A 14,660-nucleotide genomic window follows, 5' to 3' on the forward strand; every position below is an offset into this window, starting at 1 on the left:
TCTCCGCTGAATTGGAGGGAAGAATCCAATATGAAGAGTGTACAGAACGCGCTGAAGCGTCGCGCCAACGGCGAAAAGGGCTTCACCCTCGTCGAGCTGCTTGTCGTGGTCATCATCATCGGCATCCTTGCCGCCGTGGCCATCCCGATCTACCTGAACCAGCGCAAGGCCGCATGGAACTCCGCCGCCCAGAGTGACGTGAAGAACGCCAGTGTTGTTGTGGAAACTGCCATGACGAATAATAACGGCAAGGTGGACGGTCTTACTACGACTTGCAATAAAAAGGTGGGACCTAGCACGTGCACCGTTGGTGCGGATACTGTCACCATTTCCGATAAGGTCGAGCTGACTATCGATTTTGATAAGGCCAACAACAAGTACACCATCACGGGTCAAAATAAGAGCGATAGCAAGTGCAAGACTTATACCTATGATTCCTCTGTTGGCACCATCTCTGCCAAGTGAGTGAAACTCAGGTAGTCGCGTTATGAAGAGTGGGGTGTTGAGGGTGTCCATCACCTTCGACACCCCACTCTCTACGTGTCTTTCATCGTGCAGCGCAGATCAGGTTTTCAGCTGTTTCGCAGAATTCTTGCATTTGACAGCACGCGCCGACGGGGAAACAGGGGGGGGGGTAACGGCAACAAGCCGTGGCTTTCGCTCACACGGGCGGAAGCGGAAAGCCACCGTCCAACGTCGGGCGGTGCGGCGAACGAGGATCGATGATGATCCCAATGGTTGTTCCGTGGGGGAAGAGCCATTCGGAATCAACCGGTGATTGAAGTACGGGTCCATGGTCGGTTTTCGGCATAGCTCTGAAAGGAGATTCGACATGCGAAGTGTGCAGAATGCGTTGAAGCGTCGTACCAAGGGCGAACAGGGCTTCACCCTCGTCGAGCTGCTTGTCGTGGTCATCATCATCGGCATCTTCGCCGCCGTGGCCATCCCGGTCTACCTGAACCAGTGTATGGCCGCCTGGGACTCCGCCGCCCGAAGCGATCTCAAGAACGCCAATCTTGTCATGGAGACGGTCAGATCGCAGGCGAATTCGCTGACCGAGGTGAGTCTCGACGACTGCGGCAGGGTGGACGGCGGTGCGAACGGTACGACCTGCCACGTCGAGGGCAGCGCGATCGGTGTCTCCCCCAGCGTCGTGCTCGCCGTCGAACACGATAAGGCGAACGGCAACGAATATCGCATCACCGCCTACAACACCAACAGCGGCAGATGCAAATCCTATACGTACACATCCAAGGACAGTCGGACCGTCGCGGGGGAACGGCAGTGAACGGTCGATTCCCGCGAAGCGGGGTGTCGCGCGGCCGGTGCACGCGGCGCCACACCCGCACGGTCCACAACGCAAGCATGAAGTTGCACGCTACACGGTAACGAAGGAAAATTCATGGCCAAAGCACAAGCACAGACGCCCATGCAACAGAACACCGCACAGAAATGGCGGTATAAAGGTGTCACGCCCGATGGCAGCAAACAAGTCAAAGGCACCATCGAAGCCAACTCGCGCGATCAGGCCGTGGCGCGCATCACCCAGATGGGTGCCATCCCCACCGAACTGGTGAACCTCTCCGCAGGCACCGGCCTCAACAAGAACATCGAAATCAAGGGCCTGGCCAAACTGCCCTCCAAAAAGGACTTCGCCGTCACCTCGCGCCAGCTCGCCACCATGGTCTCTGCAGGCGTCTCGCTCATCCGCGCGCTGAACATCGTCATCGAACAGACCCGCAACGAGAAGCTGCGCAACGCACTGGCGGAATGCGCCGCCAAAATCGAAGCCGGCTCATCCTTCTCCCAGGCCATGGAGGAGAACGAGGACGACATCTTCCCGCCCGTCATGGTGTACATGGTGCGTGCCGGCGAAACCGGCGGCTTCCTTGACAAATCGCTTATCACCGTGGCCGACAGCTTCGAAGCGGACGTGCGCCTGCAGGGCCAGATCAAATCCGCCCTCGCCTACCCGGTGGTCGTATTGTGCATCGCCCTGGCGCTGGTGGCCGTGATGCTGCTCACCATTGTCCCCATGTTCGACAACATGTACAAGTCCATGAACGCCACCCTGCCGCTCATCACGCAGATCATGGTGGCCATGGGCAAAGTCGCCCCCGTGGCCATTCCGCTGGTCATCGTGGGGCTTATCGCATTCTTCATGTTCTGGCGGCGCAACCGCAACAAGGACTTCATCCGCTCCTGGTGGGAGCCGTTCCTGCTCAAAGCGCCGGTATTTGGCAAGCTCAACACCAACGTGGCCCTGGCGCGCTTCTGCAACAACTTCTCGTCCATGCTCGCCTCCGGCGTGCCGATTCTCAACGCCCTCGACATCGTGGGCTCCACCTCCGGCAACTATGTGCTCGACACCGCCTCCAAACGCGTCTCCAACCTAGTGGAACGCGGCTACCGCCTCTCCGACAGCATGGCCAGCGAAAACGTGTTCCCCACCATGCTCACCCAAATGGTCTCCATCGGCGAGGACTCCGGCGCCATCGACCAGATGCTCGCCAGCGCCGGCAAAGCCTACGACGAGGAAGCGCAATCCATGGCCAAGCAGCTCACCTCGCTGCTCGAACCATTGATGATCCTGGTGCTCGGCGTGGTGGTCGGCTTCATGGTGCTCGGCCTGTACATGCCGATGTTCTCCATGTTCGACGCCATGAACGCCACCGCCTGACGGCTGGGGAGAGGAAGCAACCATGAAGCATTCGCAGCTTTGGGCAACATTGAACAAACGCTACCGCGCACGCCTCAACGCCTGCGTGGGGGAGCAGGGCGCCGCCATGCTCATGGCCATCATGTTCGTGATGGTGGTGCTCGCCACCTCCGCACTGGTATTGAGCATCCTGCTCGCCCAGGCATTGCCCTACAAGAACAACAGGGCCAACGCCCAGGCCGGCTACGCCGCCGAATCCGGGCTCGAAGCCGCATTGAGCTTCCTGCGCGAGGCCGAAGCCGGCGGCAGTGCCTCCGCGCTACTGCCCACTATCGTCGCCGACAAGGGCGCGGCCGCCAAAGACGAACAGTTCACCAAAACCGCGGGCGGCACCGTACTGCTCAACAACGTCGCCGTGAATGCGGGCACCGCCAACGCCAGCACCATCGCCTACGCGCCGGCGAACATGTCGTACAAAGTGGAGATCGCCTACTTCGACGGCGACCCCGACGCCAGCGGCACCAACCAGATCACCACCACCAGCGGCCTAAGCGGCGTGAAATACGCGGTGGCCAAATCCTACGGTTACATCAACCGCTACCCGAACGGGCGCACCGGCAGCGAATCCAATCCGCTGCGCTCCATGCGAGCCGTCTACAAGTTCGAACAGCAGAGCAGTGTCACCCCGCCGCCCACGCCATCCGGTGGCGGCGGCCGCGTCGGCATGGGCTTCTACGCCGCCGCCCCATACAACGGGCGTATGGACAACCAGCCCACATGGAAGATCATCGCCAAGCCCGACTTCGACACCGACAAGAACCCGACCGGCGAAGTCAAATACGCCAACGGTTCGGGAACCTCGGGCGGTTCCGATCCCATTTCGCCCTCCAGCGTGATGAACCCGGTGAACCAGACCTGCATGCTGGCCACCACCAAGGTGGTCGACAAGGCCGAGACCCTGGACCAGATGGTCGACCCCACCGGCATGCCGCAGGTCGGCTCCGCGCTGGTCATCATCCCGCAAGCGCATAAGACCAGCAGCAGCGACAACGCCGTACGCTACACCGAACAGTGCAAGGCCAACGGCACATACTCCAAGCTCAACACATGGGTGTATTGGACGGACAATACCATCCGCCCCAGCTCCGACATGTCGCTATGCGTCACCGGTGCAGACATCAGCAGCTCCAATATCAGAGGCGGCATCGCGGCCCCGGCCACCCTGCAGAAATGCGGCACCTCCTACGGCGTGAACATCGCCGGTCAAGCCGACTACTACACCAACACCGGTGACGACGGGCCGCAGCAGAAGGAGAAGCGCGACCCCAACAGCACACTCAACCTGTACCAGAAGTGGGCGTTCTACAACGGCTTCATCAACGCCGGGTATCTCAACGAACTCTCCTCCGTGCAGGATCAGGCCGCGGCCTACGACGGCAGCCTGCCCGAATCGCAGGGCTTCTCCGTAGGCGGCGTGCAGAAGCAGAAGAAGACCCGCTTCCAGGTGCTGGAGGTCTCGACCAGCGTGAACCCCGGGCAGGATATTCGGTATCTGAGCGGCGGCCACTGGGCATCCAACATCGATGACTTCGCCAACCTGCAAGTCCGTTTCCTTGGCGCATCAGGATGGAACACCTCCGCCGACGTGACCGCATGGTTCGACGTGGCTGGCGATATGGAGAACGCCACCGCATCCTTCGGACAGGCCGGCGAAGCCGGAGCCGCCACCCAGCAGCTGGTGAACGAGACCTCCGGGTTCTGCCTGTCCACCTCCGCGGACGGCACCGACACCTACACCGACACCTGCCATGTGAAATCCGGCGATTTCAACCCGTACTGCTACAAGAAAGCACTGACCGGCAACCCTGCACAGCAGGACTCCGACCTGCATGTCACGGACTACTGCAGTGCCGCCGACCATAACGAGGCCGCGCCGGACGACCACGCCGAATACGACGAGAACACCTCCACCGACGGTTCCGGCACGCCGACCAAGATCTGGAAGAGCGTAAACGGCGCGAAGAAGTACTTCGTCATTGACGGCGACAAGATCAAACTCACCGACAACGAGGGCGCCGCAACGACCTTCACGCGCTACAACGCCAAGGCCGCCAACAAGAGCGACAAAGGCACCTTCCAGGCCAACGGCCAATGCCTGACCGAGGTCTACCCCGGCGATAAGATCGGCGGCGTCTCCGCCTACGCGCGCACCGACGGCAAACCGGACGTTCGCATGGCCGCCTGCGGCTCGTCCACCGACTACCTCGACCGTTCCATCAAATCGCAGGTGTGGAACGCGGCCGTGCAATGGGATTCCAGCGGCCCAAGCGGTGGCGGTAGCTCCGGCGGCTCCAGCGGCGGCACCGTCGTCACCACGCACGAAGCCTCCCAATACAAGGGATACGTGACCTCCAAGGAAATCGGCGCCACGTATACGGGCTGGTGATCGCATGAACACGCAACCGCATCTGCTGCTCGACACCACCACCGCCGTGGTGGTGATGGTCGCCGCACTGGTGATCGGCGCCATCATCGGCTCGTTCCTCAACGTGGTGATCTGGCGCGTACCCAACCACATCAGCATCGTGAACCCCAAACGCAGCTTCTGCCCCAACTGCAAGGCGCAGATCGCATGGTACGACAACATCCCCGTCGTCTCCTGGCTGGCGCTCGGCGCGAAATGCCGCCATTGCAAGGAGCCCATCGCCGTGCGCTACCCGCTGGTCGAAAGCCTGACCGGCGTGGCATTCGCCGCAGTGATGGCCGGGGTGGTGTTCGGCCTCTACGAGCCGTGGGCGCTGCCCGCACTGCTGTTCTTCGCCGCGGTGTCGATCGTGGTGGCGTTCATCGACCTTGACCACCATCTCATTCTGAACGTCATCATCTACCCGAGCCTGGGCATCACCGCGGTGCTGCTCGCACTGGCCTCGCTGCTTACCGGCGATTGGATGCGCATGGTGCACGCGCTTATCGGCGCGGTGGTGCTCGGCGCATTCTACCTGCTGCTCGCACTCGTCTGGGCAGGCGGCATGGGCGGCGGCGACATCAAACTCGCCGTGCTCATCGGCTTGACGCTCGGCTGGCTCGGCTGGCCGCAGCTCGTCGTCGGCGCATTCGCCGCGTTCTTCGTCGGAGGAATCATCAGCATCGTGCTGCTCGCCCTGCACAAGGTCAAGCTGCGCGGCGGCATACCCTTCGGCCCGTCCATGGTGATCGGCGCATGGATCGGCATCTACGCCGGTGCGCTCATCGCCAACTGGTATCTGCAGATTTCGGGCCTCGCCTAGAGCCCACAACAAGAGGAGAGTCCATGAGAGCTATCTCGATACTGGCGTTGTCCAACGACGCCATACGCGCGGCAGTCATTGCCGACCCCTATTCGGCGCACCCCACCATCAAGCATTTCCAGGTCTTCCCGCTGCCCAACGGCACCGTGGTCGACGGCGAAGTGGTGGACGAAACCACCGTCAAAGGCCTGCTGGAAACACTCGTCAAGCGGTTCAAATACCCGCGCGAAGACACCGCGCTGCTGTACTCCAGCCGCCGCATGGTCTTCCGCGAAGCCGACTTCCCGTACATGGCGCTCGACGACCTGCGTGCCACGCTGCCGTTCCAGGCCAAAAGCATGATCCCGCTGCCGGCGGAGGAATCCGTACTGGACTTCGTGCCGCTGTCGCTGGAGGAAGGCGACCAGGGGCAGCAGCTGCACGGGCTGATCGTCGCCACGCTTCGCGCCGGATTGGAGAAAACCGCGCGCGTCATCGAAGACGCCGGATTCGTCGTCACCTCCGTGGACGCGGCGCCGTTCGCATTGTCGCGACTGTTCGGCGACCCGAACCAGGAGAAGATCGAAGCCGTGGTGAACGTGGGCAGCAACAGCACCGACGTGATCGTGCTCGACCACGGCAAGCCCGCATACCTGCGCGTCGTGCCATCCGGCACCGACGATCTGACCGACGCCGTGGCCAACGCGCTCAACATCTCGTTCGAAGACGCCGAACAGATCAAACAGCGTCTCGGCCTGCAGAACGTGGTCGGCGACGAACGCCTCGAAAAAGCCGAGGAAGTCATTCGAGAAACCGCGGCCCAGCTCATCGTCGGCATCCGCAACACCCTGAACTACTACAGCACCGATCACGAGGGCAGCACCATCGAAGGCATCATCCTCACCGGCGTCGGCTCGCAGCTCGAAGGCTTCCCGTCCGTGCTCGCCAGTTCCACCGGCAAAGTGGTGCGCATCGGCGACCCATTCGAGAAATTCAAGCTGACCAAGGAAGTCAGAAAACAAGACATCATGATGCATGCGACCGATATGGCCGCAATGCTCGGACTCGTAATCGGAAAGAGGGCACGATGAGCAGGGACAGGGGAGAAAAGACCCGGCGCACCAGCAGTTCCACAACCAAGACGAAAGCGCAGAAGCCAGCCAGGAACCAGCGTGGCAAGCGCGGCGGCGACGAAGGCGACGTGGAAAAGACCTCGATTCTGTCGATGGACTTCTCCGACATCGGCCAGGCGCTGAGCCGGGGCAGCAGCAAGCGCAGCGGCAAGGCGGAGACTCCCGACCAGTGGGTCATGCGCGCCAACCTCATGCCGAAATCGATCATCGCCCTGAACCGCGATCGCGCCATCAAATACCTGCTCGCCTACGTACTGGCCGCAGTGCTGATCGCCGCGATCGTGGTCAGCGGCGTGATGATGGCACAGGTCGGCTTCGCCAACCACCGCACCGACAAGGCGCAGGAGCATTCCATCGCACTGCAGAAGCAGCGCGCCAAATACAAGGACGTGGAAGACACCCTGAACTTGCTGGCCGACAGCCAGGTGGCTCGCGTCTCCATGCTGTACGACGAAATCGACTGGTACAAGGTGGCGGACGGACTCAACGGCGCATTGCCTGCGAACGGCAAATACACCAACCTCAAGCTCAGCGAATACCAGCTGGGCGGCGACAACCAGAGCTCCTCGTCGTCCACTGGCGACAACGCCTCCTCCGTGTGGGCGTCCAAGGGCGTGATTTCGATCGACTTCGCCGTGCAGTCGCCCGACTTCGTGTCCGCCGAGGCGTTCATCTCGAACTTCTCGCACATCAACGGGTATATGACCGGCGACGTCAGCTCCATCACCAACGGTTCCGACAGCAATCAGGGCTACACCTACACCGGCAGCGTGTCCATCGATTTGACGGACAACACCACCTCGCGCGGCGACAACTCTGCAGGCGCCGTCGACTCCCACCGCGTATTGCTCAAGCAGCTGCGTGAGAACCTGGCCAAGACCGCAAGCGGCACCGAGGCGGGCAACGCCAGCTCGTCGAACGGCACGTCCAATTCCAGCACGTCAAGCTCGTCCAACTGACGTGGCAACGGAAACGATTCAACGGAGAGTGAGCGATAATCATGAACCTCAACAAGCATAGAATTGCGTGGATCGGCTTTGCCGTAGGCATCGTGCTGGTCATCCTCATCACATGGATGGCGGCCGTCTCGCCTTGCCTTGACAAGATCCACAACGCCGACGAGCAGACCGCGCGGATCGAAGCGCAGAACGAGAAGACGCAGAAGAAGATCGACCAGCTGATGATCGCCAGCGAAACCATGACCATCCAGCGGGCGCGTCTGAAGCAGCTGCAGGCGCAGCTGCCGGAGAACTTCGACCAGTCGGCCTTCATCACCTCGATCGACCAGGCTGCGGCGGGAACCGGCGTGACCATCAAGTCCGTCACCTTCGACGATGCGGTCGAGGCGGCATTGCCGGCGCAGGCGCAGAAAAGCATCGTGGCCGGTCATCTGGTCGAAGTGCCATTGGCCATCACCGCTTCCGGCAGCTACGACTCCATGCGCGCGTTCGTCGACGCGGTGCAGAAGATCGAGCGTATCGCTGTGCCGAACACCGTGACCTACAGCATCGACAAGGATGGCGACGACACCAAGAACAGCGTGGTGCTCGAATGCAACATCTGGTCGATGATGCTCAGCGGCTCCTCCGCCGAGAACAAGGCAAACGGCTGATTCGTAGCTTCTTCCGCCTCTCAACCCATTCCCCAAACCGCCGGCGCTTATCTTCCTTTCATCGCCGGTGGTTTGGGGATTTTTCCGTCGCCGTCACGGCGTGCAGAAGTCAGCGCATAACGGTAGGCTGTGCGCTTGTATAGACCCCAAACCGTTCGAACCAGAAGGTGCATTGTGGCTCAGTCCAAACTCGATGAAGTAGTATCCCTTGCCAAGCGTCGCGGCTTCGTGTTCCCCGCCGGCGAAATCTACGGTGGAACCCGTTCCGCCTGGGATTATGGCCCTCTCGGCGTTGCGCTGAAGGACAACATCAAGCGCGAATGGTGGCGTTCCATGGTCGTCACCCGTGGCGACGTGGTGGGTGTGGATACCTCCATCATCCTGCCGACCCCTGTGTGGGTCGCATCCGGCCACGTGGCCGTCTTCAACGATCCGCTGGTGGAATGCCTCAACTGCCATAAGCGCCAGCGTTCCGACAAGCTTGAGGAAAGCTACGCCGAGAAGCATGGCGACAAGCTGCCCGAAAACGGCATGGCCGACATCGCCTGCCCCGACTGCGGCACCCGTGGCAAGTGGACCGAACCGCGCGACTTCAATATGATGCTGCGCACCCATCTCGGTCCGGTCGAGGACGAGAACTCCCTGCACTACCTGCGCCCCGAAACCGCACAGGGCATCTTCGTGGACTTCAAGAACGTCATGACCTCCTCCCGTAAGAAGCCGCCGTTCGGCATCGCCAACATGGGCAAGTCCTTCCGTAACGAGATCACCCCGGGCAACTTCATCTTCCGCACCCGCGAGTTCGAGCAGATGGAGATGGAATTCTTCGTCAAGCCCGGCGAGGACGAAGCCTGGCATCAGTACTGGATCGACGCACGCACCCAGTGGTATCTCGACCTGGGCGTCAAGCCGGAGAACCTGCGCCACTACGAGCACCCGAAGGAGAAGCTCGCCCACTATTCGAAGCGCACCGTCGACATCGAATACAAGTTCGGCTTCCAAGGCTCCGACTGGGGCGAGCTCGAAGGCGTGGCCAACCGCACCGACTTCGACCTGTCCGCTCATGCCAAGCACTCCGGCGAGGATCTGAGCTACTTCAACCAGGCCACCGGCGAAAAGTACGTGCCGTACGTCATCGAGCCGGCCGCCGGCCTGACCCGTTCCCTCATGTGCTTCCTGGTCGACGCCTACGACGTCGACGAGGCGCCGAACACCAAGGGCGGCGTCGACAAGCGCACCGTGCTGCACCTCGACCCGCGCCTGGCTCCGGTCAAGGCCGCCGTGCTGCCGTTGAGCAAGAAGCCCGACCTGCAGAACGTGGCACAGAAGCTCGCCGCCGATCTGCGCCAGCACGAGTGGATGATCGACTACGACGAGGCAGGCGCCATCGGTCGCCGTTACCGTCGTGAGGACGAGATCGGCACCCCGCTGTGCGTCACCGTCGATTTCGACACCCTTGAGGATCAGGCCGTCACTATCCGTGAGCGCGACACCATGCAGCAGGAGCGCGTCAGCCTCGACAAGGTGGCCGACTACGTTGCCGAGCGTATCGGCGAAAAGCGCGTCAGCGTGCCGCAGATGCCCGAATCCATGGGCGGCGAGGCGTGGCCGGATTCCGTCCACATCGCCGAAGCCGGCGGTCTGTACTGATAGCGGACTGATGGCGGGCTGAAACCGTCAGGCATACCGAAACACACAACCGTACCGGGGCCTTATCGGACCATATGGAACCGATAAGGCCCTATTGGAGTCGTATCGAATCGTGGCAACCAACGAAGAAACAATCGACGTGCATGAAGGCTGCCGAGTGGGGGAGAACCCCTGTTCGCCGCAGCATTCGCAGCATGCCGCTTCGCACCGGATCGCGCCGGTGAAACTCGGCAACATCGACGTGCCCACGCCCGTGGTGCTTTCGCCCATGGCCGGGGTGACGAACTGGCCGTTCCGTGTGCTGTGCGAACAGTACGGACCCAGCGGCCTGTACGTTGCGGAGATGATCACCGCACGCGCACTGGTCGCACGCAACCCCAAGGCGTTGCGCCTATGCCGCTTCGACCCGAGCGAGCGGGTGCGCTCGCTGCAGCTGTACGGCGTGAACCCGGCCATTGTGGAGCAGGCGGCGAAGATCGTGGTCGATGAGAACATGGCCGATCATGTCGATCTGAACTTCGGCTGCCCGGTGCCCAAGGTCACCCGTCGCGGTGGCGGATCCGCGCTGCCGTGGAAAACTGATCTGCTGCAGGAGATCATCTCCCGCGTGGTGAAGGTGTGTTCCGCGGCGAATATCCCCGTAACGGCGAAATTCCGCGTCGGCATCGACCATGAGCATGAGACGTTCCTTCAGGCCGGTCATATCGCGCAGGAGGAGGGGTGCGCCGCCGTGACCCTGCACGCCCGCACCACCGCCGAATATTATGGCGGGCATTCCGATTGGACGCGCATCGCCGAGCTGAAGCAGGAGCTGGATATTCCGGTGTTCGGCAATGGCGACATCTGGGGTGCGGACGACGCGTTGGCCATGATCGCGGAGACGGGCTGCGACGGCGTGGCCATTGGCCGCGGATGCCAGGGGCGCCCGTGGCTGTTCGCCGATATCCGGAACGCGTTCGAGGGTTCCGCCGAGCGTATCGATCCGACGTTGGGCGAGGTGTGCGGCGTGATCGAACGTCACGCGGAACTGCTCACCGAGTTCTATGACGGCGACGAACGCATGGCCGTGCATGATTTGCGTAAGCATGTCGCATGGTATCTGAAAGGGTTCCCGGTAGGTGGCTCTACGCGCAAGGCGTTCATGGAATGTGAGTCGCTTGATGACGTGCGCCGTGAGATCGGCAAACTCGATCCCGATATGCGGTTCCCGGAGCGCGTGGTCGATAAGCCGCGTGGCAGGGTCCGTTTCGCCAAGAAGGTGCACTTGCCGTATGGCTGGTTGGAGTCCAGAACCACTACGCATGAGGAGCGGCAGGCATTGTTCGGTGACGATCCGATGGATGATGTCTATTAATGATGTCTATTAAGTAGCGGGGTGCCGTTCCGGGGTGCCATTGTGGGGCGCCGTTTTCGGTGTTGGGGCGCGTGTCGCGCGGTGCAGGCGACGCGGCAGACCCCAAACCTGAAAATCACCTGATAATGTATGCGTACACTTGAAAAAAACGCCCGAATCGGGCGTGCCCTGCGCTAGAGTTATGCGTAACCGTGTAAGGACAGGAGCCAAACGTGAGCGAGATCGCCCAGACTGAGTTGAACGACAAGACCAATATCAAGGTTGTTGGTGTCGGTGGTGCAGGTGGTAACGCCGTAAACCGCATGATCGCTGAAGGTCTGCAAAACGTTGAATTTGTGGCCATTAACACCGATGCGAAGGATCTGCTTCGCTCGGACGCCGATGTGAAGATCTCACTGTCCGATCAGACGAGCCGTGGTCTGGGTGCTGGTGCCGATCCGGAGAAGGGTGCGAAGGCGGCTCAGGATCACCAGTCCGATATCGAAGAGGCGCTGAAGGGCGCCGATATGGTGTTCGTCACCTGCGGTGAGGGCGGCGGCACCGGTACCGGCGCAAGCCCGATCGTCGCCCGTGCGGCTCATCAGCAGGGGGCCCTCACCATCGCCGTGGTCACCCGTCCGTTCTCCTTCGAAGGCCCGCAGCGTGCCGCCTCCGCCAAATTCGGCATCGAGAACCTGCGTCAGGAAGTCGACGCGCTCATCGTCATTCCGAACGATCGCCTGCTTGAACTGTCCGACCGCTCCATCACCATCATGGATGCGTTCAAGACCGCCGACGGCGCACTGCTGTCCGGCGTGCAGGGCATTACCGACCTCATTACCTCCAACTCCTACATTCACGTTGATTTCTCCGATGTCACCGCCATTCTGCGTGGTGCCGGCACCGCCCTGTTCGGTATTGGCTCCGCCCGCGGCGAGGATCGCGCCACCCAGGCTGCCGAGCTGGCCATCAGCTCGCCGCTGCTGGAGGAAAGCATCGAAGGCGCCCACGGTGCACTGATCAACGTTGCCGGCCCGACCGATATCGGCCTACAGGAGGCTTCCGCCGCCGTGGAACTCGTGCGTAAGGCCATTCACCCCGAAGCGCAGATCATTTGGGGCCTGGCGCTCGACGACGCTTACGGCGACGAAGTTCGCGTCACCGTCATCGCCGCTGGTTTCGATTCCAACAAGCCCACCGCCGAGGAGCGTGCGGCTCAGGCTGCAGCCCAGGCCGCGCCCACCACGCAGACCGCCCAGCAGGCTCAAGCCGATCCGCGCACGGATGCCACCCAAGCCCAGCAGGGCCAGCCGGTTCAGGCTCCGGTTCAAGGTCAGCAAGCTCCCGCCGCCGCACCGCAGCAGGCGCAGCAGTCGTCCCCGTTCACGTTCGCCCCGGCAGCCGGTGATCCGGCGGCTCAGCCGATGCAGAACCCGTCTTACACCACGGATGATTCCGACTACATCGACATCCCGGACTTCCTGCGCTGACGGGCGTGCTAGCGAAATCGTTGAGGAATTCGTAGATAATAAGGAAAGGAACCTTGTATGGCAGGGTTTATGAAGAATGCGATGTCCTACCTCGGTATGGCTGACGTGGCGGACGACGACGATTTCGCGGTCGACGAGGAGAGCGCCACCGTCGCTGAGGGCACATTCGACTCCGATCATTCCGTCACCCCCATGCCCACCGCGGCACCGGCACAGCCTCAGACATCGTCTCGCACCACTCCTTTCCCGGGTAAGATGAGCCGCATTACCACCATTCATCCGAAGACCTATGAGGATGCGCAGATGGTTGGCCGTGCGATCCGCGACGGTGTTCCCGTGGTGCTCAACCTGACCGGCGTGGCCGAGCCTGTGGCGTACCGCATTGTCGACTTCTCCGCCGGCGTGGTGTTCGGCGTGCACGGCTCCATGGAGCGTGTGACCCCGCGCGTGTTCCTGCTGAGCCCGGCTCAGGTGAACATCAAGGTCGAGGAGACCACTACTCCGGATTCCGCGCGCAGCCTGTTCGCCAGCTGATATTCCGTTTGACGGGCTGATTGGCTGACAGGCTGGTTGGTCTGTTTGATTGGTTGGCTGTTTGGCTGTTCGGTCGGCTGTTCGGCTGTGAATGAAGACTTATCGATGGTTCCGTCCGACGATTCGTTATCGGGTCGTCGGACGGAACCATTCTTGCAATGGGATGGCATTGCGGTTCCTTACCGTGGTTCCTTACCGTGGTTTCTTCGCATCCGTTCCGCATCGTTATCACGGTTCGTGATCGGTTCGTTATCACGATTCGTGATCAGCCTGCTGCCAGCCGACTATCAGTCACACCGCCGATAATAGACGGCGGTCGTCAATACTCGACAACCGTCCATATTCGATAACCGTCCATACCGACAACCGCCGATACTCGACAACCGTCCATATTCGATAACCGTCCATACCGACAACCGCCGATACTCGACAACCGTCCATAAACCAATCCATTTTCATCCGCAAAACATCAACGTTTATCCGCAACCGTTATCCGCAACCGTTGGCATCGTGAACGACGCATCGTGAACGCCGAATCACGAAAGATACCACCGGCCGGACAACGTAATCCCTATACGTTCCGGGCGAAATGCCCGCATACCCTGATACGGTAAGGCCATGCTGATCTATCTTTTGCTACGCATCATCAACTTCGCGATCGACGCATATCTCACGGTGCTATTCATTCGCATGCTGCTTGACTGGGCCGCGATCCTGTTCCCGCGATGGTACCCGAGAGGCGTCGTCGCGCAGCTCATCAACGCCGTATACATGGCGACCGAACCGCCGCTGCGATGGCTTAGACGCTACATCCCGCCGATTCGCATGGGTGCCATCGGGTTGGACGTGAGTTTCATGGTGCTGTACTTCCTGCTCATCGTGCTCCGCGTGCTCATCTGACGGTTACTCGGCAGGCTTGACCACAAGCCTGAATAATCGCCGTTTTGCCCACGTAAGGACGTATTCCGTGGTAAGGTCGGAAA

General features: G+C 61.2%; 13 protein-coding genes. All 13 read left to right on the forward strand.

The window, feature by feature from the left end:
* Positions 1–30 precede the first annotated feature (30 nt).
* The 13 genes from BUB29_RS00925 (at position 31) to BUB29_RS00985 (ending at position 14,577) form a co-directional block, all read left to right on the forward strand.
* On the forward strand, positions 31–465 hold the full coding sequence (locus tag BUB29_RS00925) for a type IV pilin protein (RefSeq protein WP_033523604.1): 435 nt from the start codon (positions 31–33) through the stop codon (positions 463–465).
* 367 nt (positions 466–832) lie between these two features.
* Positions 833–1,288, forward strand: a complete 456-nt coding sequence (locus BUB29_RS00930; RefSeq protein WP_033523603.1) for a type IV pilin protein — start codon at positions 833–835, stop codon at positions 1,286–1,288.
* 114 nt (positions 1,289–1,402) lie between these two features.
* A complete protein-coding gene (locus BUB29_RS00935) occupies positions 1,403–2,680 on the forward strand; it encodes a type II secretion system F family protein (protein WP_033523602.1) in 1,278 nt (425 codons plus the stop codon).
* Positions 2,681–2,702: 22 nt separating this feature from the next.
* Positions 2,703–5,105: a hypothetical protein gene (locus BUB29_RS00940; protein WP_033523601.1), complete on the forward strand. Its 2,403-nt coding sequence runs from the start codon at positions 2,703–2,705 to the stop codon at positions 5,103–5,105.
* A gap of 4 nt (positions 5,106–5,109) precedes the next feature.
* Complete coding sequence (locus BUB29_RS00945; protein WP_033523600.1) at positions 5,110–5,946, forward strand: prepilin peptidase; 837 nt, start codon at positions 5,110–5,112, stop codon at positions 5,944–5,946.
* 23 nt (positions 5,947–5,969) lie between these two features.
* Positions 5,970–7,016, forward strand: coding sequence for a type IV pilus assembly protein PilM (gene pilM, locus BUB29_RS00950; RefSeq protein ID WP_033523599.1), 1,047 nt, complete (start codon positions 5,970–5,972; stop codon positions 7,014–7,016).
* Complete coding sequence (locus tag BUB29_RS00955; RefSeq protein ID WP_033523597.1) at positions 7,013–8,017, forward strand: hypothetical protein; 1,005 nt, start codon at positions 7,013–7,015, stop codon at positions 8,015–8,017. Before pilM ends, BUB29_RS00955 begins: the two co-directional genes overlap by 4 nt.
* 41 nt (positions 8,018–8,058) lie before the next feature.
* Positions 8,059–8,670 (forward strand): type IV pilus inner membrane component PilO, encoded by a 612-nt coding sequence (locus BUB29_RS00960; RefSeq protein ID WP_033523595.1) that lies wholly within the window; start codon positions 8,059–8,061, stop codon positions 8,668–8,670.
* A gap of 174 nt (positions 8,671–8,844) precedes the next feature.
* Entirely contained in the window at positions 8,845–10,320 is a 1,476-nt protein-coding gene (locus BUB29_RS00965; RefSeq protein WP_033523593.1) for a glycine--tRNA ligase, read from the forward strand.
* Positions 10,321–10,477: 157 nt separating this feature from the next.
* Positions 10,478–11,674 (forward strand): tRNA dihydrouridine synthase DusB, encoded by a 1,197-nt coding sequence (gene dusB, locus BUB29_RS00970; protein WP_073117569.1) that lies wholly within the window; start codon positions 10,478–10,480, stop codon positions 11,672–11,674.
* A gap of 212 nt (positions 11,675–11,886) precedes the next feature.
* On the forward strand, positions 11,887–13,143 hold the full coding sequence (gene ftsZ / locus BUB29_RS00975) for a cell division protein FtsZ (RefSeq protein WP_033523592.1): 1,257 nt from the start codon (positions 11,887–11,889) through the stop codon (positions 13,141–13,143).
* Positions 13,144–13,200: 57 nt separating this feature from the next.
* Positions 13,201–13,677: a cell division protein SepF gene (locus BUB29_RS00980; protein ID WP_033523591.1), complete on the forward strand. Its 477-nt coding sequence runs from the start codon at positions 13,201–13,203 to the stop codon at positions 13,675–13,677.
* Positions 13,678–14,295: 618 nt separating this feature from the next.
* The gene (locus BUB29_RS00985) at positions 14,296–14,577 is read left to right on the forward strand and encodes a YggT family protein (protein WP_033523589.1); all 282 of its coding nucleotides are present in this window, start codon (positions 14,296–14,298) and stop codon (positions 14,575–14,577) included.
* The last annotated feature ends 83 nt before the right edge of the window (positions 14,578–14,660 follow it).

The organism is Bifidobacterium merycicum DSM 6492 (assembly GCF_900129045.1).
In the GTDB taxonomy this organism is placed as follows: Bacteria; Actinomycetota; Actinomycetes; order Actinomycetales; family Bifidobacteriaceae; genus Bifidobacterium; species Bifidobacterium merycicum.